This is a genomic window from Pseudomonas sp. LBUM1652 (genome assembly GCF_059716105.1).
In genome coordinates, this window is sequence record NZ_CP166804.1 from 215379 (window position 1) to 237272 (window position 21894).

Below are 21894 nucleotides of genomic sequence, written 5' to 3' on the forward strand. Positions count from 1 at the left end.
GCATCGTAAGTAATGCAGGAAATGGCAATGGAACAGCTTGGTGAATTGATTAGAGCCCTGCGCAAGGCGAACAACATGTCTCAACAGGCGTTGGCTCAGCAATACGGTATGAGTCGCGCGACGATCTCGGGAATCGAAAACAACACGGTCTCCGAAATCGGATTGCGCAAAGTAGAAGCGATCCTGAACGGGTTCGGCTATGAGTTGATGGCGGTTCCGCGTCAGTCCCGGCGCCCGACACTCGATACGCTGCAAAAGGTAAATTTCCATGACTGAGTCGACGGATCGATTGAACGTCTGTGTCGGCGGGCAAGCGGCAGGCACTCTGGGGCGCGGGCAAGCGCGAGTTGATAGCGTGTTCAGTTACCGCGAAGAAACCAGTGCCGAAAACGCCGTGTCACTGACAATGCCGTCCCGGCTGGAAAGTTATGGTTGGGAGCATGGCATCCATCCGGTTTTCGAGATGAATCTGCCGGAAGGTGCGCTACGTGATGAACTGGTTCGGCGCTTCAGTAAAGCGGTTCGCGGATTCGATGATTTTGCATTGCTGGCCATTGTCGGCCCCTATCAGCTCGGTCGGTTATCCATTGCCAGCGCATCGACGACGGATCGCCCACCCGAAACGTCGCTGGCTGATCTGCTGGTGCACGATGGTGCGCAAGACCTGTTCGAGGATTTGTTGCAAACCTATGGTCATTATTCCGGAGTATCAGGTGTGCAGCCCAAAGTGCTGGTACGTGACAGTGCGGCCGCCATTGATCGCCTGACTCATCGAGGGTCTACCCACTTGGTCAAAGCTTTTCGTGCCGATGAATATCCGCAGTTGGCAACCAACGAATACTTTTGCATGCGTGCCGCGCAACACAGCGGGCTTGAAGTGCCGAAGTTCGAGCTCAGCGAGCATGGCAAGTTTCTGGTTATCGAGCGCTTTGACTTGAGCGCTACGGGCTACCTCGGTTTTGAAGACTTCTGCGTGCTCAACGGCTGGCCGTCGAAAGCCAAATACGACGGCTCTTACGAAGGTGCGGCCCGGCAGATCAAAGCGTTTGTTTCACCTGCATTGCTCAATCAGGCACTGGAAGCGTTTTTCAAAATTGTAGCTTTGTCTGCAGGGCTGAAAAATGGCGACGCGCATCTGAAAAATTTCGGTGTGTTGTACGAAAATTGTGGCGAGGAGTCTGCAGTCAGGCTTGCGCCGGCTTACGACATCATCACCACCTCGGTTTACATTAATAATGACAGTATGGCGTTGCTGTTAGGCGGCTCGAAAGCTTGGCCAAAGCACAAAATGCTGATGCGATTTGGTCGTACGGCCTGCAATTTGACTGAGGCTCGTTGCAATGAATTACTGCAGCAAGTTGCTGACGGCATGCGAGTGGCAATGGATGAAATGTCTGAGTACAGCGTCACTCATCCTGCATTCGCCAATGTGGGTACTGCAATGGTCGAACAATGGTCATCCGGTATGGAGCGCAGCCTGATTAAAGGCTGACGTTCAGCGCAACTGATCGCGAAACTGCCCCGGCGTCATCCCCGTCCAGCGCTTGAACGCGCGGCTGAAGCTGCTGGTGTCGGCAAATCCCAGCAGATAGCTCACCTCACTCAACGAACACTGCGGATCGCGCAGGTGCAGCAGCGCGAGGTTCTCGCGGCTTTCGTTGAGCAGCGTATCGAAACGACAACCTTCATCGGCCAGATGCCGTTGCAGGCTGCGCAGGCTCAGGTGCAAGGCCTGGGCTATGCGTTCGGCGCTGGGTTCGCCTTCGGGCAGTTGTTCTTCGATGGCGTCGCGCACCTTGCGCTCCCAGGTCAGCGGTTTGAGCTGTGCCATGGTGCGTTCGAGCACAGCCTCATTGTGTTCGGCCAGTTCCGGGTTGGCGTCGTCGAGGTGGCTGTCGAAGTCCTCGATGGCGAATTCCAGGCGATCTTCGCTGGAGGCGAAATGCACCGGTGCACGAAAGACTTTGTGCCACTGATGCGCATCGACAGGTTCTGTGCGGCGCAGGTATACCGCCAGCGGCGCGTAATCACGGCCGAGGCGATTGCGGCAGGTGCGCACGTAGATCGCGGCAAAGGCATCGATCGCTTCGAAGGCTGGCGCAGGATTGCCTGACGGTATCTTCAGACGGAACAGATAGCGGTCGTCGCTGCGGCTCAGATCCAGTTCCAGCGCATCGCTGACCACCGGGTGATAACGCACGATGCGCTCGAACACCTCACGCAAACTGCCGCTGGCCACCAGCGCATAACCGAGCGCGTGGAACGTAGTCGGGCTGACGAATCGTGACACGCGCAAACCGATTGCCGGATCGCCGCTGACCTGCACGGCAATCTGCCACAGGCGCGTGGTGCCGGACAGCGGATAGCGGGCGTTGGGATCGTCCATCAGCTGTGGATCAAGCCCGGCCTTTTGGCACAGGTCAATACTGTCCAGCCCCAGCGCATCGAGTTGCTTGCGCAAGGCACGGGTCCAACTGGCGAGGGAGGTCGGTTCCTTCATGCTGATTGGCGCTTCCGGTCAACAGGTTGGCGTTCTCGGCTACCGCGTTTCGCACTCATGCAAGGCAGGATGCGAACATCAATACTCAGAGGATGGAAGCATGGACGGTACTTCTGCAAGTCCCCCGCGACACATTGCTGCCCAGCGATCAGCGCATATTCGCGAAGTGGTGCTGGCCAAGGGCATCGAACTGCGTCAGCGTTACCCGATTCTCAAGCATCAGGATGCGCTAGGCGCGGGGATTCTGGCCTTCGCGTTGGCCGGGATGATCGGTTCGGCAGCGCTGTACATCACTGGCCACATGGCTTGGTGGGTATGCCTGCTGCTCAACGCGTTTTTTGCGTCGTTGACCCATGAACTTGAGCACGACCTGATCCACAGCATGTATTTCCGCAAACAGCGCGTGCCGCACAACCTGATGATGGGCCTGGTCTGGCTAGCGCGGCCGAGTACGATCAATCCGTGGATTCGCCGTCATCTGCACCTTAATCACCACAAGGTCTCCGGCACTGAAGCCGACATGGAAGAGCGCGCGATCACCAACGGCGAACCATGGGGCTTTGCGCGTCTGCTGATGGTCGGCGACAACATGATGTCGGCTTTCATCCGTTTGCTGCGGGCGCCAACCTGGGCGCACAAGTGGAGCATTCTCAAGCGGGTGTTCAAGGTCTACGCGCCGCTGGCGCTGGTGCATTGGGGCGCGTGGTATGTGTTTTTGGGCTTTCATGCGGCCAATGGCATCGCCTATCTGCTGGGTTCGCCGATCGAATGGTCGGCGACCACGCTGGCGGTGATGCATGTGATCGATATCGCCGCTGTGGTGATCATCGGCCCGAACGTGTTGCGCACGTTTTGCCTGCACTTCATCAGTTCGAACATGCATTACTACGGTGATGTCGAGCCGGGCAATGTGCTGCAGCAATGTCAGGTATTGAACCCGTGGTGGCTGTGGCCGTTGCAGGCGTTCTGCTTCAACTTTGGCAGCAGTCACGGAATTCATCATTTTGTGGTGAAGGAGCCGTTTTACATCCGCCAGATGACCGTGCCGGTGGCGCACAGGGTGATGCGGGAGATGGGGGTTCGATTTAATGATTTCGGGACGTTCGGGCGGGCGAACCGGTTTGTTCGGCGGGATGAGGTTACGAATGAAGGGGTACGTACAGTCCGGGCTTGATGGGTGATTTTCAACGTCCTCTTCGCGAGCAGGCTCGCTCCCACATTGGATCGGGTTAACAAATCCACATGTGGGAGTGAGCCTGCTCGCGAATGCAATCTGTCAGGCAACATCTAATCCGGCTGAAACGGCGAAGCACTCAAAATCACCCCGGTTTCTTCCACATACTGCTGCCAATGCCCGATCAACGTGCTGAGCTTGTCAGGCTGCTTCAGCGCCAGATCATGAATCTCCCCCGGATCACTGGCCAGATCATAAAGCTGCCACGTCGCCGGCCCCACCGGCCCCGGGATCCACACCGCTTTCCACGACCCTTGGCGAATCGCCCGGCGCCCGAACAATTCCCACCCTGTCACCGTGTGCTCGTCATGCACCTGCGCCGTTTCGCCGGACAAAAAGCCCAGCCACGATTTACCGCGCAACGGCGCCACCGGTTTGCCGCGCCAGTGTTTGCCCGGATGACGCACGCCAGCCAGATCAAGAATGGTCGGGGTGATGTCCATCACCGTGCCGAAGCCATGGCTGATCTGCCCCTTCAAAGGCAATTGCGGATAGTGCAGCAGCGCCGGGACGCGGATCCCACCCTCAGTGGTGAATGCCTTGAACAACCGCGACGGCGCGGTGGCGACTTGCGCCCAGCTCGGCCCGTACCAGACGTAGGAATTGGCCCGGCCAATGTTGTCGAGGCTGTTGTCGTAATGCTGATTCAGATACGTCATCAACTCCGGGCCGAATTTCGGAAACGCTTCAAGCAGCGCGCCTTCGGCACCGTTGTCGGACATGAACAGGATGAACGTGTTGTCGAGTTGCCCTTGCTGGCGCAGGTAATCGACGACTCGGCCGATGTTCCAGTCCATGCGCTCAACCATCGCCGCGTAGACCTCCATTGCCCGCGCGGAAATCTGCTTTTGCTCGACGCTTAGGGCGTCCCACTGCGCGGTCAACTCGATCAGTGGATGCGGCTCGACGTCTGGCTCGATCAGCCCCAGTGCCTTGAGTTTTTCCAGGCGTTCGAGGCGCAAGACTTCCGGGCCGGCGTCGTAGCGGCCACGGTATTTCTCGACAATGTCGGCTGGCGCCTGCAACGGCCAGTGCGGTGCGGAAAACGGCAAGTACGCGAAGAACGGGCGGGTCTGATCGCGCTCCTTGAGGTATTGCAGCAACTTGTCCCCGAAGGCATCGGACGAGTAGAAATCCTTCGGCAGTTCGTCGACGAACGTGTCGTCCTCGATGTACAGCGCCGGGGTAGATTTCAGCAGGCCGGGCGTGTGTTCATCGTAGGTCGGCTCGAAACCGTAATGGTTGGCCGCGCCCGGCAACAGCGAGAACGAACGCTCGAAACCGCGTGCATGTGGCGCCAGTTCAGCGGTCAGGCCCAGGTGCCATTTGCCGCTCATCAATGTCTGATAACCAGCCTCCCGGAGCAGTTCGGGCAGCGCGACGACGCGGTCGTTGAGGTAGCCCTCATAACCCGGTTTGCCGATCAGTTCCGGCGTCAGTGCTTCGGCCATGGTGCCGATGCCGGCGATGTGGTGATCGGTGCCGGTCAGCAGCATCGAACGGGTCGGCGAGCAGGTTGGCGCGGTGTGGAAATCGGTCAGGCGCAGGCCGTTGTTGGCCAGGGCATCAAGGTGCGGCGTGGCGATTTCACCGCCGAACGCACCGAGGTCGGAGAAGCCGAGATCATCGGCCAGAATCACCAGAAACTTGGGACGTTGCGGCATCGAAAACTCCTGTTCAGCAGGCAATGAACGACAGCGGCAGATCGCGGATCTGTGCTGGCGGGGTCGGTTGGTAATGATCGTCGCTGGTCAGCTCGTGGAGCAGCTCTTCGCGCAACTGATGGAAGTCGAAACTGCTGCGCTGACGCGGATGGGGCAGGGCGATGTCGACCACTTGCTTGATCCGCCCCGGACGCGGCTCCATCACCACCACACGATCGGCCAGGAAGATCGCTTCTTCGACGTCGTGGGTGACGAGGATCGTGGTGATTTTTGCCCGGTTGCGGATCGCCAACAGTTCGTCCTGCATCTGTTGACGGGTCAGTGCGTCGAGGGCTCCGAAAGGCTCGTCGAGCAGCAGAATGCGTGGGCTGGCGACCAAACCGCGAGCGATCGCCACGCGCTGCGCCATGCCGCCGGAGAGCTGGTGCGGATAGGCGCGAGTGAAGTCGCGCAGGCCGACCAGATCGATGAAATCGTTGATACGTTGCTGCTTTTGCGCAGCGCTCAGCGGTTCGTTGACCAAGCCGAGGCCGATGTTGTCGGCCACCGTCAGCCACGGGAACAAACGGTGTTCCTGAAAGACAATGCCGCGCTCGCCACCGATGCCGCTGACGGCTTTGCCATCGACGGTGATCTGCCCGCGAAATTGCGTATCGAGGCCCACCAGCAAGCGCAGCAACGTGGATTTGCCACAGCCGCTGGAGCCGACGATGGCGACGAATTCGCCCTCGGCGATGTCCAGGTTGAATTCGCGAATCGCCTCCAGTTCGAAACCGTCGACGTCGAAGGATTTGCCTACATGGTTGAAGCTGACAATCGGTGCGTTCATGCGTGTCTCCAGCGGGTCGCGCGAATTTCCAGGCGTTGGCCAATGAGGTTGAGCAGGGCGCCGGTCAGGCCGACGAGGAGCATGCCGGCCATGATCAGGTCCATGCGCAGCAGTTGTTGCGCGCCGATCATCTGGCTGCCGATGCCGCCGTTGGATGGCATGAAATATTCGGCGCCGATGGTGCCGAGCCAGGCGTAGATCAGGCTCAGGCGAAGCCCGGCGAAGATCCCCGGTGCGGCGCCCGGAAGCACCAGTCGACGCAAACGCTGGCCAAGGTTCAGGCGCAGTACTTGCGCCGCTTCATTGAGTTGCGGCGAGAGGTTGGTGACGCTGCGTTGGGTGGCGATAAACAGCGGAAAGAATGCGGCGAGGGCGACGAACACCCACTTGGCCAATTCGCCCAGACCGAACCACGCGGTGAGCAGCGGCACCCAGGCGAAAATCGCGATCTGGCGGATCGATGCGAGCGTCGGGCCGAGCAGGCGTTCGCTGATGTGCGACAGGCCCAACAGCAAGCCCAGGGCAAAACCGAGCCCACCGCCCAACAGCAAACCACCGAGAGTGCGGCCCAGGCTGAGTCCCATGCCGCTGATCAGCGTGCCATCGAGCAAGCCGTCCCATGTTGTACTCAACACGACCAGCGGGCTCACCAGAATGTTCGCGTCAACCCACTGCTGATCGCTCGCCAATTGCCACAGCGCGAACAAGCCCAGCGGCAGCAGCCACGGTTGCACCCGCTGCCAGCCTTCATAGCGTGGGCCGCGACGAATTTCGGCGGTGGCCGGGTGCGGCCAGTGCAGCAGTTTTTTGTCCAGCAGACCGATGCCGCGATCCATCGCCATGCCGATTAAGCCGATGACCACGATGCAGACGAAAACGATGTCGAGCATGAACAGCTGTCGAGCCCAGACCATCAGGTATCCGATGCCTTCACTGGAGGCCAGCAGTTCAACCGCCAGCAACGATGTCCAACCGGCGGCCAGCGCCAGGCGCACACCGGCCATGAACGCGGGAAGGGCGGCGGGCAGGACCAGGCGGCGGATCAGCAAATGCGACGGCAGCCGCAACACGGCGGCGGCTGCGCGCAGTTTCGGTTGCGCATCGCGTACGCCGACCAAGGTGTGCAGCGTCACCGGGACCACAATGGCTTTGATCAGCACCACCAGTTTCAGCACTTCGCCGATGCCGAAAAACACCATGAACAGCGGAATCCACGCCAGCGTCGGCACCTGTGCCAGACCGGCGAAAGTAGGGAAGATCAAACGTTCGAGGCGGCGGCTGAAGCCCAGCGCGGCACCGAGCACGGCGCCCGCCGAAATCCCGGCGAGCAGTCCCCAGAACAGCCGTTGCAGACTGATCCACAGATGACCCCACAACTCGCCCTGAGACAGTTCGACCGCGCTGTTCCACACCAATGACGGCGCCGGCAGAATCTGTTCGCTCATCCATTGGTTGCGCGCGGCCAGCCACCACAGCGCGAACAGACTGAGCGGCAGCAGCCACGGCAACAGGCGTTGATTGAGGCTTGGCCCCGTGCGGCGCGTTTTGAGCGGTGGCGCCGGCAGCGGCAGGCTGAGCAAGGAATCACGGGCCATGGGGTGACCTCCGTTGTCGGGTTGCAGACAGACCTGTATGCAAAATTGATCTAACAAAATTTAAATCAATGCTATTGGGAGATAAGCCAGACCATTTAAGGCTTCTGGCCCACACGCATCCAATGCATTCGAAGAATATTTTCGATGCTGTCAATGCATACGCCGCTGCAGGCCTTATCGCTGCTTGCTTAGCGCAAAAAGCTATAAAAATGTGAATTTATAGTATTTAAGCGAAGGTGCTCCTTCAGCCTACTTTCGGCTCCTCAACGCCCGTCGTGATCAAGGAGCCGCACCCATGAACCTTCCCTTCAAACGTGTCATCAGTCTGTTTGCCGCTCCGGCGCTGGCGAGTTTTCTGGCGTTTACCGCCCACGCCGACGACCTCAAGGAAATCAGGATCGCTGTGCCCGATCTGAGTGCGGGCACCCAGCACAGTGGCGGCGGTGTGGTCGACGTGCTGCGCGATCAGCAAATCTTCGAAAAGGCCTTCGCCGAGCAGGGCATCAAGATTCAGTGGAGCTTTTTCAAGGGGGCGGGGCCGGTGATCAACGAGGCGTTCGCCAATGGTCAGGTCGATCTGGCGTATCTGGGCGATCTGGCGGCAATCATCGGCAAGTCCAATGGCCTCGATACGCGGTTGCTCAGCGCCAGCGCCCGTGGCGTGAAGCAGTATCTGGGCGTGGTGCCGGGTTCGGGGATCAAGACCCTGCAGGATCTCAAGGGCAAGCGCGTGGCGATCTTTCGTGGTACAGCGACGCAGTTGTCATTCGATGCGGCGTTGGCCAGCCAAGGCCTGAGCGAAAAAGACCTGAAGGTCATCAACCTTGATTTCAGTGCGGCGGTTGCGGCGCTGGCGGCGAAGCAGATTGATGCGTCGTGGGGCAGTTCAGGCTTGGCCGCTCTGCAAGCCAAAGGCTTGGCCGAACTGCCGCTGAACACCAAGGATCTCGGTGGCGCGGGGAGTGTGCAGTCGGTGCTGGTCGGGACAGGCAAATTCGTCGATGCCCACCCGGAGGCCGTGGCGAAACTGCTCAAGGCTCAGCAGCAAGCGGTGGAGTGGCTGACTCAGGACAGCAACAAGGACGCTTACGTGCAGTTGGTCTCGGGGCTGGCGAGTTATCCGCCGGTGATCCTGACCCAGGATCTACAGGATCAGAAATTGAGCGAGATATTTCCGTCGACGCTGGATCCTGTGTTCCTTGGCAGCTTGCAGGACAAGGTGGATCTGGCAGCGCAGCAACGGCTGATTCGCAAGCCGTTCAAGGTCAGCGATTGGGTGGCGCCTGAACTCGCTGCAGCCAAGCTCTAAAACTCTGGTGTCTGGTCAGGCCTCTTCGCGAGCAGGCTCGCTCCCACAGGGATCTTGGGTGAATACAAATTCTGCATTCGCCACCGAATCACTGTGGGAGCGAGCCTGCTCGCGAAAGGGCCCTAAACAGCGACGCTGACTTTCTGCTTGTCCACCGCCACCAACGTTTCGATCATCGCCCGCGCCGCCGGCGACAATCTGAATCCCGTGCGACTGACAATCCCGCACCGCGCATTCATGCTCTCCAGGTTCTGCGGCAGATTGCGCCAGTGCAGCAGCACCAGCGAACCCTGGGCAATGTCCTCGCAGAACGCCTCTTCCGTGCCGATGCCGATCGCATTCGATTGCAGCACCACTTTAACCAGCGCCGGGAAATGCTCGGTCTCGATGGTCGGTGAAAAATCGATCCGGCCGCTGAGGTTCGCCAGCAGTTTGCGAATGCCCGGCGGGATCAGCGTGGTCGCCAGCGGAAAGTCGAACATGTCATTGGTCGACAGGCTTTCTTTAGCCAAAAGCGGGTGCCCCGGCCGGCAGAAAAATACCCCGCGCTTGGGCGTCAGTGGCTGGGTCTGGAAGTTCGGGTCGGCCTCGAAATGGCGGATGTCGGCAATGAAGAATTCGATCTCCTCGCGGCTCAGGGCGCGGCTGAGTTTTTCCCAGTTATCCACCTGAAAGCAGGTGCGTACTTTCGGATGCGCGTTGATGAACTGCGCCACCGCGTCTGGCACCAGTTTCACCGCGGGCGCCGGCCCGCAGCCGAAGTGAACTTCGCCGGCATCGAGCTTGGTCATCTGCGTCACTTCGGCGCTCAGCAACGCCGCGCCCTGCACCAGCGTCAGGGCGTGTTGCAGCACCACCTGGCCCTCGGGCGTGGGGCGCAAATCCTTGTTGCCGCGATCCACCAGCACGCAGCCGAGCTCTTGCTCCAGCCCTTGAATGCTGCGACTGAACGCCGGTTGGGTGATGCCCATCGCGTCCGCCGCGCGGACAAAACTGCGATGTTCATTGAGGGCGATGAAGTAGCGCAACTGGCGAAGATCCATATGCTTTTCCGGCATCCTAAAAATAGCTCGAAGGCATTTGCGACGAGGGTTGCTAGAGGTTTTAAATGCAAGCTCTTATTCCGTCAACGAAGCATATGAATATCTATTAGATGTAAAAGGAATATAGATAGAGCGATGTTTCGCTGCCGTCCAACCGCAAGCAGTCGATGAGGGTCTACCCATGAGCAATGCCGCACTCGCTGTAAAACCCGCTGTCCATGCGCTGGAAATTCATCCGGTGGCCGGTCGTATCGGCGCCGAGATTCGTGGCGTGCACTTGTCTGGTGAGCTGGACGCCGCCACCGTCGAAGCCATTCAACAGGCACTGATTGACTACAAGGTCGTGTTCTTCCGCGAGCAGACCCAACTCGACGATCAGCGTCAGGAAGCCTTCGCCCATTTGCTCGGTGAGCCGGTGGCGCATCCGACCGTGCCGTCGCGTGAGGGCACTCGTTATCTGCTGGAACTGGACGGTGCCGAGGGTCAGCGCGCCAACTCGTGGCACACCGACGTGACTTTCGTCGATGCCTACCCGAAAGCCTCGATCCTGCGCTCGGTAGTCGCTCCGGCGTTCGGCGGCGACACCCTGTGGGCCAACACCGCCACCGCCTACAACGAACTGCCGTCCGAACTGCGTGAACTGGCCGACAAACTGGTCGCCGTGCACAGCAACGAATACGACTACGCCAGCGCCAAGCCGGACGTCTCGGCGGAGAAGCTTGAGCGCTATCGCAAAATCTTCACGTCGACCGTTTACGAGACTGAGCACCCCGTGGTGCGCGTCCACCCGATCAGCGGCGAGAAGAGCTTGCTGCTGGGGCATTTCGTCAAACGCATCAAGGGTTATTCGCAAGCGGATTCGGCGCATCTGTTCGGGCTGTTGCAGAGCCATGTGATTCGTCAGGAAAACACCGTGCGCTGGCGCTGGAAGGCTGGTGATGTGGCGATCTGGGATAACCGCTCGACCCAGCATTACGCGATTGATGATTACGGCACCCAGGATCGGGTGGTGCGTCGGGTGACGTTGAAGGGGGAAGTGCCTGTGGGGGCTTCGGGGCAGCGTAGTCAGACGATCAAAGGTCGTGACTGAAGATCAAAAGCCCCTCACCCCAGCCCTCTCCCAGAGGGAGAGGGAGCCGACCGAGTTGTCTCGCGTTATGCATCGACCTGAAAGACCTTATCGATTATGGATTCGGTGAAGCACGATCAGGTCGGTGTACCTCTGAAATATCCCCCATTCAGTCCCCTCTCCCTCCGGGAGAGGGTTAGGGTGAGGGGTTCTTCCCGCTACCAGACACCAATCTGAACAACCTTCTCGGTTTCCGGCTCTCCGTAGCGAAACCGCTGCCCACGCCAATCAATCTCCTGATGGCTGATCGTCGTCCTCCGCTTCAACCCCCGCACCCACTCGAACAAATACCCCGCATGCTCCTCGCGCACTTCCGCGCAAGCCGGGTCTTCACCCAAATCACGCAATTCCTGCGGATCATTCAGCAGATCAAACAGCTGTGGCCTGAAGCCGTCGTACGCCAGGTATTTCCAGCGCTCGCTACGCACCATGGTCATGCGGCAACGGTCAATCGGTTGACCCAGTCGCTCCCGCGCCGGCGCTTGAAACGCGTAGTCATATTCGCTGATTGCATAGCGGCGCCAATCCGGATTCTCGCCGTGTAAACGCGGTATCAGCGAGCGGCCCTCCAGTCGATGTTCCGCCTGCGGCAGTCCCAACGCCTGAAGAAACGTCGGCAACGCGTCGATGGTTTCCGCCAGTCGATCATCGACTGTTCCACGAGTGACATCCGCCGCCGCCCGAGGATCACGCACGATCAGCGGCACGCCCACCGCTTGCTCAAGCAAAAACTCCTTCTCGCCCAGCCAGTGATCGCCCAGAAAGTCGCCGTGATCACTGGTGAACACGATCAGCGTGTCATCCCAGCGGCCATTACTTTGCAGAAAATCGAACAGCCGTCCGAGCTGATCATCCACTTGCTTGATCAGGCCCATGTAGGTCGGGATTACATTCAATCGTACTGAATCGCGGGAGAAGTTGAGGCTTTCTTCGTGCTGGCGAAAGGCAGCGTATACGGGGTGTTTACTGGCTTCGGAGGGCGTCGCGCGGACCGGTTCGAGAATCGATTTCGTACTGTACAAGGCGTGGTACGGCGCCGGTACGATATAGGGCCAGTGTGGTTTGATGTACGAGAGGTGCAAACACCATGGTTTCTCACCTTGCTCGGTGATGAAGTCGATGGCTCGATTTGTAGTGTAGACAGTCTCTGAGTGTTGCTCGGGAATTCGTGCTGGCAAATGTGCATTACGCATTTTCCAGCCGCTGAGGATTTCGCCGTTCTCGCCTTCGGCAGCGTTGGCCCAGTCGTGCCAGGGATTTCGCCCGTCGAAGCCCTGCTCGCGCAGGTAATGGGTGTAGGGCGCGGATTCACGTTTGTCGTCGAACAGCGGGTCATCGGGGAAGATCCCGTCGTGGCGAAAGTACGGTTCGAAGCCGACCTCGTTGAGCACTTCGGCCTGTGCGCTTGCGGGGTTGATCGCCAGTCGCTGCAGGGCGTCGACATTAGCTGTGGCGTGGGTCTTGCCGACCAGCGCAGTACGAATGCCGTGGGGGCGCAGGTAATCGCCGATGGTCAGCTCTTCCAGCGGCAGCGGCACGGCGTTCCACGCCACTTGATGGCTGCTGACATAGCGGCCGGTGTAGGCCGACATCCGCGACGGGCCGCAGATCGTGCCTTGGGTGTAAGCGCGGCTGAAACGCACCCCGGCTTCGGCGAGGCGATCGATGTTCGGCGTGTGCAAATGCGGGTGGCCGTAGCAGGACAGGTAATCGCGGCGCAGTTGGTCGCACATGATGTAGAGCACGTTGCGCACGGATTTTTCAGGCTGGGACATGGGGTTCACCGGTCAGAGAGACAGGCGAGGGTTTTCGCTTTGGATGGGGGTGTTCGGCAAGTGCATTTGGGGAATGGGTTTTATGCAGTGGATGCATCGGCGACCGATCAGACAGCGAGCCCATCCAGTGAACACACCTCTTCATCCACCGCATCAATTGCCTTGATCTGCTCAATCATCGCCTCAGCCAGCGGCGACAGCCGATACCCCGCCCGACTGACAATCCCATAGCGGGTGTACAACTCTTCCAGATCATCGGCCAGACCTTCGATCTTCAAACACACCAGATCTCCCTTGGCCTGATGCAGCGCATCGGAATACGCGCCGACAATCCCGATTGCGTCCGAACGCAGCACCACACTCAACAGGCTGGAGCTGTTTTCACACTCCACATTCGGCGTGAAATCCGGCCGGCCGCTGAGGTCGACGATGACCTTGCGCAGGTTCGGCGGACGGATGCTCACCGCCAGCGGGTAGCTCATCAATTGCTCGGCCGAGACCCGATCAAAACCGCTCAGCGGATGTCCGGCGCGGCAGCAGAAATGCCATTTGCGCGGGCGCAGTCGATGCGTCAGGTAATCCGGATCAGCCTCGAAGTGCCGCGTGTCAGCGACAAAGAATTCGAACTCCTCACTGAGCAGGCGCTTGCTCAAGCTCTGCCAGTCATCGACCTGAAACTGCACCCGCGCTTTCGGGTAACGCCCGATGAAACTGCCGATCGCCCGCGGGACCAATCCCGCCGCTGGCGCAGGGCCACAACCGAAACGTAACTCCCCCGCCTCGAGGCCATTGAACTGGCTGATCTCGTTGGCCATCTGCTGCGCGCCGCTGACCAGCCGCCGCGCATGTTCGAGCAGTACCTGGCCTTGTTTGGTCGGTGGCAATTCCTTGCGCCCGCGATCAACCAATTGACAGCCGACGCTGTGTTCCAGCGCCTGAATGCTGCGACTGAACGCCGACTGCGACAGGTTCACCGCCTGCGCGCCGGCGACGAAGCTGCGTTGTTCAGCCAGGGCGATGAAGTGACGAAGTTGACGCAAATCGATATGCATTTTTCACATAAAAAATATCCGGGAAATGCATTGGATATGCATTAGGTCGACTCCTTATAAAGGCAATCTCTTATGCAGTAAATCTTTGTAAAAACATAAATAAATAACTTAAAAGAATATGCAGAACTGAGTATGTCTGTGTGTTTTTTGACCAGGAGCCGCGCCATGAGTCCGTTGAACCTTGCGTCACCCCTCACACCACGACGGCTCAAACGCCTGCCTCTGGCCCTGCTGCTGGCGGGGAGCGCCAGTTGGACTCACAGCTACGCCGCCGATACCGAAACCCCGGCGCCGGTTCCAGCAGGCAAACCTGTGGCTAACAGCTCACAACTGGAAACGGTGACCGTCACCACTCGCCGCCGCGAAGAAAGTTCGCAGGATGTGCCGACGCCGATGAGCGTGGTCAGCGGGCAGAATCTGGAGACGCAACGGGTCTACCGGATTCAGGATTTGCAGCAACTGGTGCCCAGCGTCAACGTCGCCTACATGCATGCGCGCCAGTCCAGCGTGTCGATTCGCGGATTGGGCAACAACCCGGCCAGCGATGGCCTGGAAGGCAGCGTCGGTCTGTACATCGACAACGTGTATCTGGGCCGCCCGGGGATGGCGGTTTTCGATCTGATGGACATCGAACAGCTTGAGGTTTTGCGAGGGCCGCAAGGCACACTGTTCGGCAAAAATACCACGGCCGGGGTGATCAACATCAATACCCGTGCACCAACCTTCACCCCGGAGCGCAGCATTGAAACCTCGGTCGGCGAGGACGGCTACTTCCAGACCAAGGGCACGATTTCCGGGCCGCTCAACGACCAACTCGCCGGACGTTTTTCGGCCTATCGCACGCGCAGCGATGGCGACATCAAGAACGAATACGACGGCCATGACCTCAACGGCGGTTCACGCGACGGATTCCGTGCGCAACTGCTGTTCAAGCCCAACGAAGACTTCAACCTGCGCTGGATTGGCGACTACAACGAAGAGGACTCCAGCGCCGGCACTCGCGTGCTGTACAACACCGGGCCGACCATCAACGGCGTTAATCTCTACGAGTCACGAGCCAATGCGGCCGGCGCGACGCTGGTCAATGGCTCGCACCGCAAGGTCAATCTGGACAACGACCAGCACGTCACCGTGCATCAGGGCGGCACGTCGGTTGAGGCCAATTGGACGCTGCCGAGCGACTTCACCCTGACCTCGGTCAGTTCCTATCGTTTCTGGAATTTCACCCCGAAAAACGACGATGGTCTGAATGTGCCGGCGAGCTACAACGCCGGGGTGTCGGTGGAAGACAAACAGTATTCGCAGGAATTTCGTCTGGCCTCGCCCAAGGGCGAGTTCTTTGATTACGTCGTGGGTGCGTACTATTTCGGCAACAATCTGGACAACAAGTCCTTCGCTTATTACGGCCCGCAAGCGGATATCTGGAACGGCACGCCGGCCGGTGCTTTGGCCAATGTGACCAGCGTCGGTAACGGCCACATCAAGACCGACAGTTTTGCCCTGTTCGCCCAAGGCACATGGCACCTCACCGAGCGCTTGGATTTCACCGCCGGGGTGCGCGGCACCTATGAAGAAAAAAGCGCCTGGGTCACGCGCAATGCCCCGGTCGGTGGCGCGACGGTCACCGGTGCTGCCGCAACGGCGCGACGCGGGCGGGCGGGCGCCTACGATTCCGGCGACTTGAACCAGTACAGCTCCAGCCCGTCCGGGCTGCTCAACCTTAGCTACCGCATCACCGATGACGTACTCACCTATGCGACGTTGTCCCACGGCGAGAAGTCCGGCGGGGTCAACCTTGCGGTGGGTTCGGCGCCAGTGGCCGGTGCCGACTCGTTGCTGATCGGCACCGAGCGCGCCAACAACGCCGAACTCGGTTTCAAAAGCACGCTGTGGGATCACCGGCTGCAATTCAACGCCAATGTGTTCTGGACGCAGGTCAACGCCTACCAGACCAACGCTTACGACGCCGAAAACCGCGTGCAATACCTGACCAACGCCGGTTCTGTGCGTTCGCGCGGCGTCGAGTTCGAAAGCACGGTGATCCCGCTACGTGGACTGACCTTGAACATCAACGGCTCCTATAACGACGTCAGCTACCTCTCGTACAAAGATGCCCCGTGCCCTCCGGAAGTCAGCCAGGCGCCTGGCGCGCCGGCCTCTTGCGACCTCAGCGGCCATCAAGTGGTCGGCGCCTCGAAATGGATCGGCAACGCCAACGGCGAATACAAATGGAATCTGGATAACGGCTTCGAACCTTACGTCACCGCCAGCTACGCATTTCGCTCCAAAGCGGTAGGCACGGTCGAGGACTCCGACTACGGCCAGATCCCGAGTTACGCGGTGGTCAACTTCTCCACCGGCCTTCGCGGCGATTTCAATCAGGGTCAGTGGGACGTCTCGCTGTGGCTGAAAAACGCCTTCGACAAAACCTACTACACGACCCTGTGGACCGGTGGCAACGGCGGTTATGAAGGCCTGCTCGGCACCCCGCGCACCCTTGGCGTCACCGGTCGCTACGACTTCTGATTGATCCTTCAAGGGGCTGCGTGATGCTGCCCCGACAGGCGAAATCAATGCGCTGTGTGAATACTTTCAATGCCTGAAAAGCATGTGTTTTTCAGTCCATCCCTACAGCCCTTGTGGCGCGTGGCTTTGGCGTAATTTATCAAAACTCATATTCCATAAACGCCTATCCATAACGTTAAAGATTACTTTCAGAGATAAGCGTCTAGCCCCAATGATTCACCAGCGATTCGCCGTGGGGGATTCAACAAACGGTGAATCGGCAGTTTTTGCAGAGAACGTAAAAAAGACCGCAGGGAGTGTATCAATGGGCAATGTCCAGACCGCCGCCAGCGCACAGGAATTGCTGTGGCGCCAGACGCCGAGTGGCGAATTGGTCGATCTAGGCCGGCTCCATCGCGTGCCGTTGGGGCAGCTGCGTTTGCAGCGTGCGCCCAAAGGCATTCTGAGCCGGCGCGAAACGATCCTGCTCGGTGTGCTGGCCTTGGTGGTGCACGGCGCGGTGATCTACTGGATCAATCAGCATCCAACCCCGGCGCTGCCGATTGTGCCGCCGGAAATTCCACCGATGACCATCGAGTTTTCGCGCCCGGCACCGCCAGCGCCTCCGGTGATCGAGCCGCCACCTCCCGCGCCTGTAGTCGAGCCGCCGCCGGTGGAGGACGAACTGGCGGTAAAACCCCCGCCACCGAAACTGATCCCGAAACCCAAACCGAAACCCGTGGTGAAACCAGTCGAGCAACCGGCCCCCAAAGCCGTTCAACAGCCACCCGCACCGCCACAACCGACAGCTCCAGCCGCTGCCCCGGCGCCACCTGCACCACCCGCGCCGGCGCCGGTAACGCCGGCCTCGGCCAACGCCGCATACCTGAAGAACCCGGCGCCGGAATATCCGTCGCTGGCTCAGCGACGCGGTTGGGAAGGCACGGTGTTGCTGCGCGTGCATGTGCTGGCGAGCGGTAAACCGGGTGAGATCCAGATTCAGCAAAGCAGTGGCCGGCAGCAACTCGACGACGCCGCATTAAACGCGGTCAAGCGTTGGAGTTTTGTTCCGGCCAAGCAGGGTGATGTCGCCCAGGACGGCTGGGTCAGCGTGCCCATCGATTTCAAGATTCATTAAACCGAAACCTAATTCGCGCGAAATGTTTACACGAGGGAACACATCATGACGTTACTGGCATCTCCACTGGAATCCATCGAAAGCGCGGTGATCTGGCTGCTGGTGGTTTTTTCCGTCGCGACTTGGGGGCTGGCGCTGCTCAAGGCTGTGCAGTTCGGTCGTCTGAAAGCGCAGGATCGAAAATTTCACAAACGCTTCTGGGCGGCGTCGAGTCTGGATGCCGCCGCCGAGTTGAGCGAAACCCAACCTGGCGCCGCCGCGCGGGTGGCACAGGCCGGTTACGCGGCGATTCAGGTGGGCGAGGCGCCGCAGGCCAATGATTTGAGCCATGCGATCAACCATCAGGATCGTCTGGAGCGAGCACTGCGTCAGCAGATCGTCCGCGAACGACGTTCGCTGGAGACCGGTCTGGCGGTGGTCGCGAGTATTGGCAGTACGTCGCCGTTCATTGGTTTGTTCGGCACGGTATGGGGAATCATGGAAGCGTTGAAAGGCATCAGCGCGGCTGGCTCGGCGAGCCTGGAAACAGTGGCGGGTCCGATCGGTGCGGCGTTGGTTGCAACGGGTGTGGGGATCGCCGTCGCAGTCCCGGCAGTGCTGGTTTACAACTACTTTTTGCGGCGTTTGAAACTGACTGCTGCCGATCTGGATGACTTCGCCCACGACTTCTACAGCCTGGCGCAGAAGAGTGCATTCCGCGTGCTGATCCACCCGACGGCGCACAAGGTTGCCACGCAAGGGAATACAGCAAAAGTGAAGGAGGCGTCCTGATATGGCCTTCTCCACGCAAGACAGTGATGAGGTACTCAGCGAGATCAACGTGACGCCGCTGGTGGACGTAATGCTGGTGCTGCTGGTGGTGTTTATCGTCACCGCGCCACTGCTGACCAACGCGATACCGATCAACCTGCCAAAGACCGAAGCGGTCGCGCCGGTGGAGCAGAAAGACCCGCTGGTGGTGAGCATCGACGGCGCCGGCAAACTGTTTATCAACAAGGACGAGATTAAGCCGGACTTGCTGGAGTTCAACCTCAAGTCGGCCAAGGCCAAAGACCCGGAAGTGCGCGTGCAGTTGCAGGCGGATGACGGAGTGAATTACGGGGAAGTGGCGCGGGCCATGGCCTCGATTGAGCGGGCGGGGATTACCAGGTTGTCGGTGATCACGGCGCGGTAGAAGAATTTTCGATTTTCCGGGGCCGTCTCCTTGGCAGGGTGCGGCCCTTTTTTTATCTCCGATTTATCTCCCACCCTTCCTCTGTAGGAGCTGCCGAAGGCTGCGATCCTTTGATCTTGCCTCTAAACATCAAGATCAAAAGATCGCAGCCTTCGGCAGCTCCTACACAAAACAGAGATATGCTTTTCAGGTCTTAATAAATAGCTTCTTATTCCTTAACGAATATAAATCCCCTCCCTATACTCGACCAGGAACAGACACGCAGGAGAGCTCCCCATGCGCAACGAATCAATTCGCTACCTGATTGTGCCGGGCTGGCAAGGATCGCCAGAAGATCATTGGCAAACCCACTGGCAGAACAGCCTGCCGAACAGTGCGCGGGTGGAACAGGCTGACTGGCTGACCCCGCGCCGTGAAGACTGGGTCGCCGCGCTGGCCGAGGCGATTGCCGCCGACAGCACCCCGGTCATCCTCATCGCGCACAGCCTGGGCTGCGTCACCGTTGCCCATTGGGCGGCGACCGCGCCGCTGCAATACCTGCGTCAGGTACGCGGTGCCTTGCTGGTCGCGCCAGCGGATGTCGAGCGCCCGACCTGCGCGCCGGCGCTGCGCAATTTCGCGCCGATTCCGAGTGATCTTTTGCCGTTCCCCAGCCAGGTCGTCAGCTCCGACAACGACGCCGCCGTCAGCGCGCCGCGTGCTCTGGAGCTGGCGCGTAACTGGGGCGCAGAGGCGGGGATTCTGGCCGGTGCCGGACACATCAATGTGAAGTCCGGGCATCAGCGTTGGGAGCAGGGTTTTGCCTATCTCTATCGCCTGCAAAACCGCATGGAACATAACGCTCGACGTCGCGCCTGATTTTCCTGTTTCTTTAAGCGCCCCCGTCTGCCGGCGGTTGTGGGCGGGAGTCTGCCATGAGTTTCGATACTTTCGGTCAGCCGTTGCTGACCTTTCCCGATGCGGAAAAAAGCCCCCTGAGCATTCGCGCCAAAGCGCTGGTGTTCGTCGATCCGCGTTCGCGCCAGTTGCGCGAAGAGCTTGAGCAACTGGCGCCACGCTCGATTTCGGTGTTGATTCGCGGCGAGACCGGCACCGGTAAGGAACTGCTCGCCCGGCACATACACCGCGCCAGTGATCGCAGTGGTCTGTTCGTTTCCGTCAATTGCGGCGCGATCAGCCCGACCTACGCCGATGCCGAGCTGTTCGGTTATGCCGCCGGCAGTTACAGCGGTTCGGCCAGCAGTCGTGCGGGCTGGTTCGGTTCGGCCAATGGCGGCACCTTGTACCTTGATGAAATCGGCGACCTGCCGCTGCCGATCCAGATCAAATTGCTCGCAGCGCTGGAAAACCACGAAGTCACCCGCGTCGGTGCGCCTCAGCCGAGCCCGGTGGATGTGCGGCTGGTGGCGGCGACCAGCATTGATCTGGCGCAAGCAGTGGACGCCGGGAAATTCCATGAGCGGCTCTACCATTACCTCAGTGAAGGGCAACTGGAGTTGCCGGCGCTGCGCGCGCGAATCGGCGACATCCTGTCGCTGGCCGAGTATTTCCTCGGCATCTACAGCCAGCGTCTGGACCTGCCGGTGCCGCTGATCAGTGAGGCGGCGCAGCATCTGTTGGAGCAACATAGCTGGCCGGGCAACACCCGTGAGCTGGAAAACGTCATTCACTTTGCCTTGCTGGTGAGCACCGGCGACGAGATCTTGCCGGAGCACCTGAACCTGCCCGACGCGTCTGGCCCGCAGGTTCAAATCGAACGGCTGGTGACGCAAATCAACGTCGGTGGCAGCGTTGGCGAACGTAAGGCGTTGAAAGAGTTGCTGATTAGTTTGAGCGAGCGTTTGTAACCATTTCGTTCAACATGAACAAAATGGAATATGAAGCTGAATAAACGTTATTGTCCGGGAATAAAAAATCCCGGTATTGTCCGCCTCACGCCAGCGATATCACTTCACTGGCACACGTATTAGATGCCGTCGCCATCAGCGACCGTGATTTTCGATAAGGACACTGCATGAAAAAGGTTCTGTTGTTTACCGCATTGGCGGCTGCTCTGACGGCTTCCCTGGCCCAGGCCGGCGAGAAACTGGTCGTCGCGGCGACCCCGGTGCCGCACGCTGAAATTCTTGAGCTGATCAAGCCGACCCTCGCCAAAGAAGGCGTGGATCTGCAAATCAAAGTCTTCACCGACTACGTGCAGCCGAACGTACAGGTGGGCGAGAAGCGTCTGGATGCCAACTACTTCCAGACCCTGCCGTACCTGAACAGCTTCAACCAGGGCAAATACAAGGACGACAAGTCCAAGTACCTGGTGACTGTGCAAGGCGTGCACGTTGAACCGTTCGGTGGCTACTCGAGCAAGTACAAGACGCTGGCTGAACTGCCGGACGGCGCAACCATCGCCATCCCGAACGAAGGCAGCAACAGCGGCCGCGCTCTGATCCTGCTGCAGAAGGCTGGTCTGATCGAGTTGAAAGACCCGAAAAACGCCCTGGCAACGCCGAAAGACATCGCCAAGAACCCGCACAACTTCAAGTTCAAGGAACTGGAATCGGCGCTGCTGCCACGCGTTCTGAAGGAAGTTGATCTGGACATGATCAACACCAACTACGCGCTGGAAGCCGGTTTGAACCCGAACAAGGATGCGCTGGTGATCGAAGGTGCTGATTCGCCTTACGTGAACTTCCTCGTTGCCCGGGAGGACAACAAGAACAGCGACGCCATCCAGAAACTGGCCAAAGCCCTGACCAGCCCGGAAGTCAAAGCGTTCATCGAGAAGAAGTATAACGGCGCGGTACTGCCGGCGTTCTGATCTGACGCTTGAGTGAACCCTTCAAGATGTAAAAACGCCGATGGCTAGTGATAGTCATCGGCGTTTTTGTGTGTGCTCGATTCATGATCGTTCCCACGCAGAGCGTGGGAATGAGCAGGTTAACGGCTCAGGCCG

At 59.4% G+C, this 21894-nt stretch carries 19 protein-coding genes; 12 read left to right on the plus strand and 7 right to left on the minus strand.

Annotated elements, in window-relative coordinates:
* The first annotated feature begins 27 nt into the window (after positions 1-27).
* Together ACA069_RS00950 and ACA069_RS00955 are read left to right on the plus strand one after the other, a co-directional pair.
* Entirely contained in the window at positions 28-276 is a 249-nt protein-coding gene (locus ACA069_RS00950) for a helix-turn-helix domain-containing protein (RefSeq protein WP_187679347.1), read from the plus strand.
* On the plus strand, positions 269-1492 hold the full coding sequence (locus ACA069_RS00955) for a type II toxin-antitoxin system HipA family toxin (protein ID WP_489879625.1): 1224 nt from the start codon (positions 269-271) through the stop codon (positions 1490-1492). Before ACA069_RS00950 ends, ACA069_RS00955 begins: the two co-directional genes overlap by 8 nt.
* Before the next feature lie 3 nt (positions 1493-1495).
* Here the strand turns inward: ACA069_RS00955 and ACA069_RS00960 are convergent, their stop codons facing one another.
* Positions 1496-2500: an AraC family transcriptional regulator gene (locus ACA069_RS00960; RefSeq protein ID WP_401264736.1), complete on the minus strand. Its 1005-nt coding sequence runs from the start codon at positions 2498-2500 to the stop codon at positions 1496-1498.
* Positions 2501-2600: 100 nt separating this feature from the next.
* On the opposite strand from ACA069_RS00960, the gene ACA069_RS00965 reads away from it, so the two are divergent.
* Positions 2601-3674: a fatty acid desaturase gene (locus tag ACA069_RS00965; protein ID WP_497615914.1), complete on the plus strand. Its 1074-nt coding sequence runs from the start codon at positions 2601-2603 to the stop codon at positions 3672-3674.
* Between the two features lie 113 nt (positions 3675-3787).
* Here ACA069_RS00965 and ACA069_RS00970 read toward each other — a convergent pair whose 3' ends face one another.
* From ACA069_RS00970 to ACA069_RS00980, 3 genes are read right to left on the minus strand one after another with little or no spacing between them, the layout of a single operon-like run.
* Positions 3788-5398 (minus strand): arylsulfatase, encoded by a 1611-nt coding sequence (locus tag ACA069_RS00970; RefSeq protein ID WP_497615916.1) that lies wholly within the window; start codon positions 5396-5398, stop codon positions 3788-3790.
* Between the two features lie 13 nt (positions 5399-5411).
* Positions 5412-6227 carry an ABC transporter ATP-binding protein gene (locus ACA069_RS00975; protein ID WP_187679352.1) on the minus strand — a complete coding sequence of 272 codons (816 nt, stop codon included), beginning with the start codon at positions 6225-6227 and terminating at the stop codon, positions 5412-5414.
* Positions 6224-7822: an ABC transporter permease gene (locus ACA069_RS00980; protein WP_497615919.1), complete on the minus strand. Its 1599-nt coding sequence runs from the start codon at positions 7820-7822 to the stop codon at positions 6224-6226. The genes ACA069_RS00975 and ACA069_RS00980 overlap by 4 nt, the downstream gene beginning before the upstream one ends.
* A gap of 295 nt (positions 7823-8117) precedes the next feature.
* Here ACA069_RS00980 and ACA069_RS00985 point away from each other — a divergent pair, with 295 nt between their 5' ends.
* Positions 8118-9131 (plus strand): ABC transporter substrate-binding protein, encoded by a 1014-nt coding sequence (locus ACA069_RS00985; RefSeq protein WP_497615921.1) that lies wholly within the window; start codon positions 8118-8120, stop codon positions 9129-9131.
* A gap of 122 nt (positions 9132-9253) precedes the next feature.
* On the opposite strand, the gene ACA069_RS00990 is transcribed toward ACA069_RS00985, so the two are convergent.
* Positions 9254-10174: a LysR family transcriptional regulator gene (locus tag ACA069_RS00990; RefSeq protein WP_497615922.1), complete on the minus strand. Its 921-nt coding sequence runs from the start codon at positions 10172-10174 to the stop codon at positions 9254-9256.
* 181 nt (positions 10175-10355) lie between these two features.
* Here ACA069_RS00990 and ACA069_RS00995 point away from each other — a divergent pair, with 181 nt between their 5' ends.
* Positions 10356-11264, plus strand: coding sequence for a TauD/TfdA dioxygenase family protein (locus tag ACA069_RS00995; RefSeq protein WP_187679356.1), 909 nt, complete (start codon positions 10356-10358; stop codon positions 11262-11264).
* 197 nt (positions 11265-11461) lie between these two features.
* Here the strand turns inward: ACA069_RS00995 and ACA069_RS01000 are convergent, their stop codons facing one another.
* Positions 11462-13078 (minus strand): alkaline phosphatase family protein, encoded by a 1617-nt coding sequence (locus ACA069_RS01000; RefSeq protein ID WP_497615924.1) that lies wholly within the window; start codon positions 13076-13078, stop codon positions 11462-11464.
* 107 nt (positions 13079-13185) lie between these two features.
* Positions 13186-14130 carry a LysR family transcriptional regulator gene (locus ACA069_RS01005; RefSeq protein WP_489879632.1) on the minus strand — a complete coding sequence of 315 codons (945 nt, stop codon included), beginning with the start codon at positions 14128-14130 and terminating at the stop codon, positions 13186-13188.
* 165 nt (positions 14131-14295) lie between these two features.
* Here ACA069_RS01005 and ACA069_RS01010 point away from each other — a divergent pair, with 165 nt between their 5' ends.
* The 7 genes from ACA069_RS01010 to ACA069_RS01040 all read left to right on the plus strand — a co-directional run bounded on the left by ACA069_RS01010 (position 14296) and on the right by ACA069_RS01040 (position 21759).
* Positions 14296-16656 carry a TonB-dependent receptor gene (locus ACA069_RS01010; protein ID WP_497615926.1) on the plus strand — a complete coding sequence of 787 codons (2361 nt, stop codon included), beginning with the start codon at positions 14296-14298 and terminating at the stop codon, positions 16654-16656.
* Positions 16657-16960: 304 nt separating this feature from the next.
* On the plus strand, positions 16961-17773 hold the full coding sequence (locus ACA069_RS01015; RefSeq protein ID WP_497615928.1) for an energy transducer TonB: 813 nt from the start codon (positions 16961-16963) through the stop codon (positions 17771-17773).
* A gap of 45 nt (positions 17774-17818) precedes the next feature.
* On the plus strand, positions 17819-18544 hold the full coding sequence (locus ACA069_RS01020) for a MotA/TolQ/ExbB proton channel family protein (RefSeq protein ID WP_401264765.1): 726 nt from the start codon (positions 17819-17821) through the stop codon (positions 18542-18544).
* Position 18545: 1 nt separating this feature from the next.
* Complete coding sequence (locus tag ACA069_RS01025) at positions 18546-18947, plus strand: ExbD/TolR family protein (RefSeq protein ID WP_497615929.1); 402 nt, start codon at positions 18546-18548, stop codon at positions 18945-18947.
* 276 nt (positions 18948-19223) lie between these two features.
* Positions 19224-19805: an alpha/beta hydrolase gene (locus tag ACA069_RS01030; protein ID WP_187679362.1), complete on the plus strand. Its 582-nt coding sequence runs from the start codon at positions 19224-19226 to the stop codon at positions 19803-19805.
* A 56-nt stretch (positions 19806-19861) separates the two neighbouring features.
* Positions 19862-20794 carry a sigma 54-interacting transcriptional regulator gene (locus ACA069_RS01035; protein WP_497615931.1) on the plus strand — a complete coding sequence of 311 codons (933 nt, stop codon included), beginning with the start codon at positions 19862-19864 and terminating at the stop codon, positions 20792-20794.
* 167 nt (positions 20795-20961) lie between these two features.
* Positions 20962-21759 (plus strand): MetQ/NlpA family ABC transporter substrate-binding protein, encoded by a 798-nt coding sequence (locus tag ACA069_RS01040; RefSeq protein WP_497615933.1) that lies wholly within the window; start codon positions 20962-20964, stop codon positions 21757-21759.
* Positions 21760-21894 lie beyond the last annotated feature (135 nt).

Bases quoted from the DNA above. Each gene is read 5' to 3' on its own strand.
- ACA069_RS00950 (WP_187679347.1), top strand. From the start codon at position 28: ATGGAACAGCTTGGTGAATTGATTAGAGCCCTGCGCAAGGCGAACAAC.
- ACA069_RS00955 (WP_489879625.1), top strand. From the start codon at position 269: ATGACTGAGTCGACGGATCGATTGAACGTCTGTGTCGGCGGGCAAGCG.
- ACA069_RS00960 (WP_401264736.1), bottom strand. From the start codon at position 2,500: ATGAAGGAACCGACCTCCCTCGCCAGTTGGACCCGTGCCTTGCGCAAG.
- ACA069_RS00965 (WP_497615914.1), top strand. From the start codon at position 2,601: ATGGACGGTACTTCTGCAAGTCCCCCGCGACACATTGCTGCCCAGCGA.
- ACA069_RS00970 (WP_497615916.1), bottom strand. From the start codon at position 5,398: ATGCCGCAACGTCCCAAGTTTCTGGTGATTCTGGCCGATGATCTCGGC.
- ACA069_RS00975 (WP_187679352.1), bottom strand. From the start codon at position 6,227: ATGAACGCACCGATTGTCAGCTTCAACCATGTAGGCAAATCCTTCGAC.
- ACA069_RS00980 (WP_497615919.1), bottom strand. From the start codon at position 7,822: ATGGCCCGTGATTCCTTGCTCAGCCTGCCGCTGCCGGCGCCACCGCTC.
- ACA069_RS00985 (WP_497615921.1), top strand. From the start codon at position 8,118: ATGAACCTTCCCTTCAAACGTGTCATCAGTCTGTTTGCCGCTCCGGCG.
- ACA069_RS00990 (WP_497615922.1), bottom strand. From the start codon at position 10,174: ATGGATCTTCGCCAGTTGCGCTACTTCATCGCCCTCAATGAACATCGC.
- ACA069_RS00995 (WP_187679356.1), top strand. From the start codon at position 10,356: ATGAGCAATGCCGCACTCGCTGTAAAACCCGCTGTCCATGCGCTGGAA.
- ACA069_RS01000 (WP_497615924.1), bottom strand. From the start codon at position 13,078: ATGTCCCAGCCTGAAAAATCCGTGCGCAACGTGCTCTACATCATGTGC.
- ACA069_RS01005 (WP_489879632.1), bottom strand. From the start codon at position 14,130: ATGCATATCGATTTGCGTCAACTTCGTCACTTCATCGCCCTGGCTGAA.
- ACA069_RS01010 (WP_497615926.1), top strand. From the start codon at position 14,296: ATGAGTCCGTTGAACCTTGCGTCACCCCTCACACCACGACGGCTCAAA.
- ACA069_RS01015 (WP_497615928.1), top strand. From the start codon at position 16,961: ATGGGCAATGTCCAGACCGCCGCCAGCGCACAGGAATTGCTGTGGCGC.
- ACA069_RS01020 (WP_401264765.1), top strand. From the start codon at position 17,819: ATGACGTTACTGGCATCTCCACTGGAATCCATCGAAAGCGCGGTGATC.
- ACA069_RS01025 (WP_497615929.1), top strand. From the start codon at position 18,546: ATGGCCTTCTCCACGCAAGACAGTGATGAGGTACTCAGCGAGATCAAC.
- ACA069_RS01030 (WP_187679362.1), top strand. From the start codon at position 19,224: ATGCGCAACGAATCAATTCGCTACCTGATTGTGCCGGGCTGGCAAGGA.
- ACA069_RS01035 (WP_497615931.1), top strand. From the start codon at position 19,862: ATGAGTTTCGATACTTTCGGTCAGCCGTTGCTGACCTTTCCCGATGCG.
- ACA069_RS01040 (WP_497615933.1), top strand. From the start codon at position 20,962: ATGAAAAAGGTTCTGTTGTTTACCGCATTGGCGGCTGCTCTGACGGCT.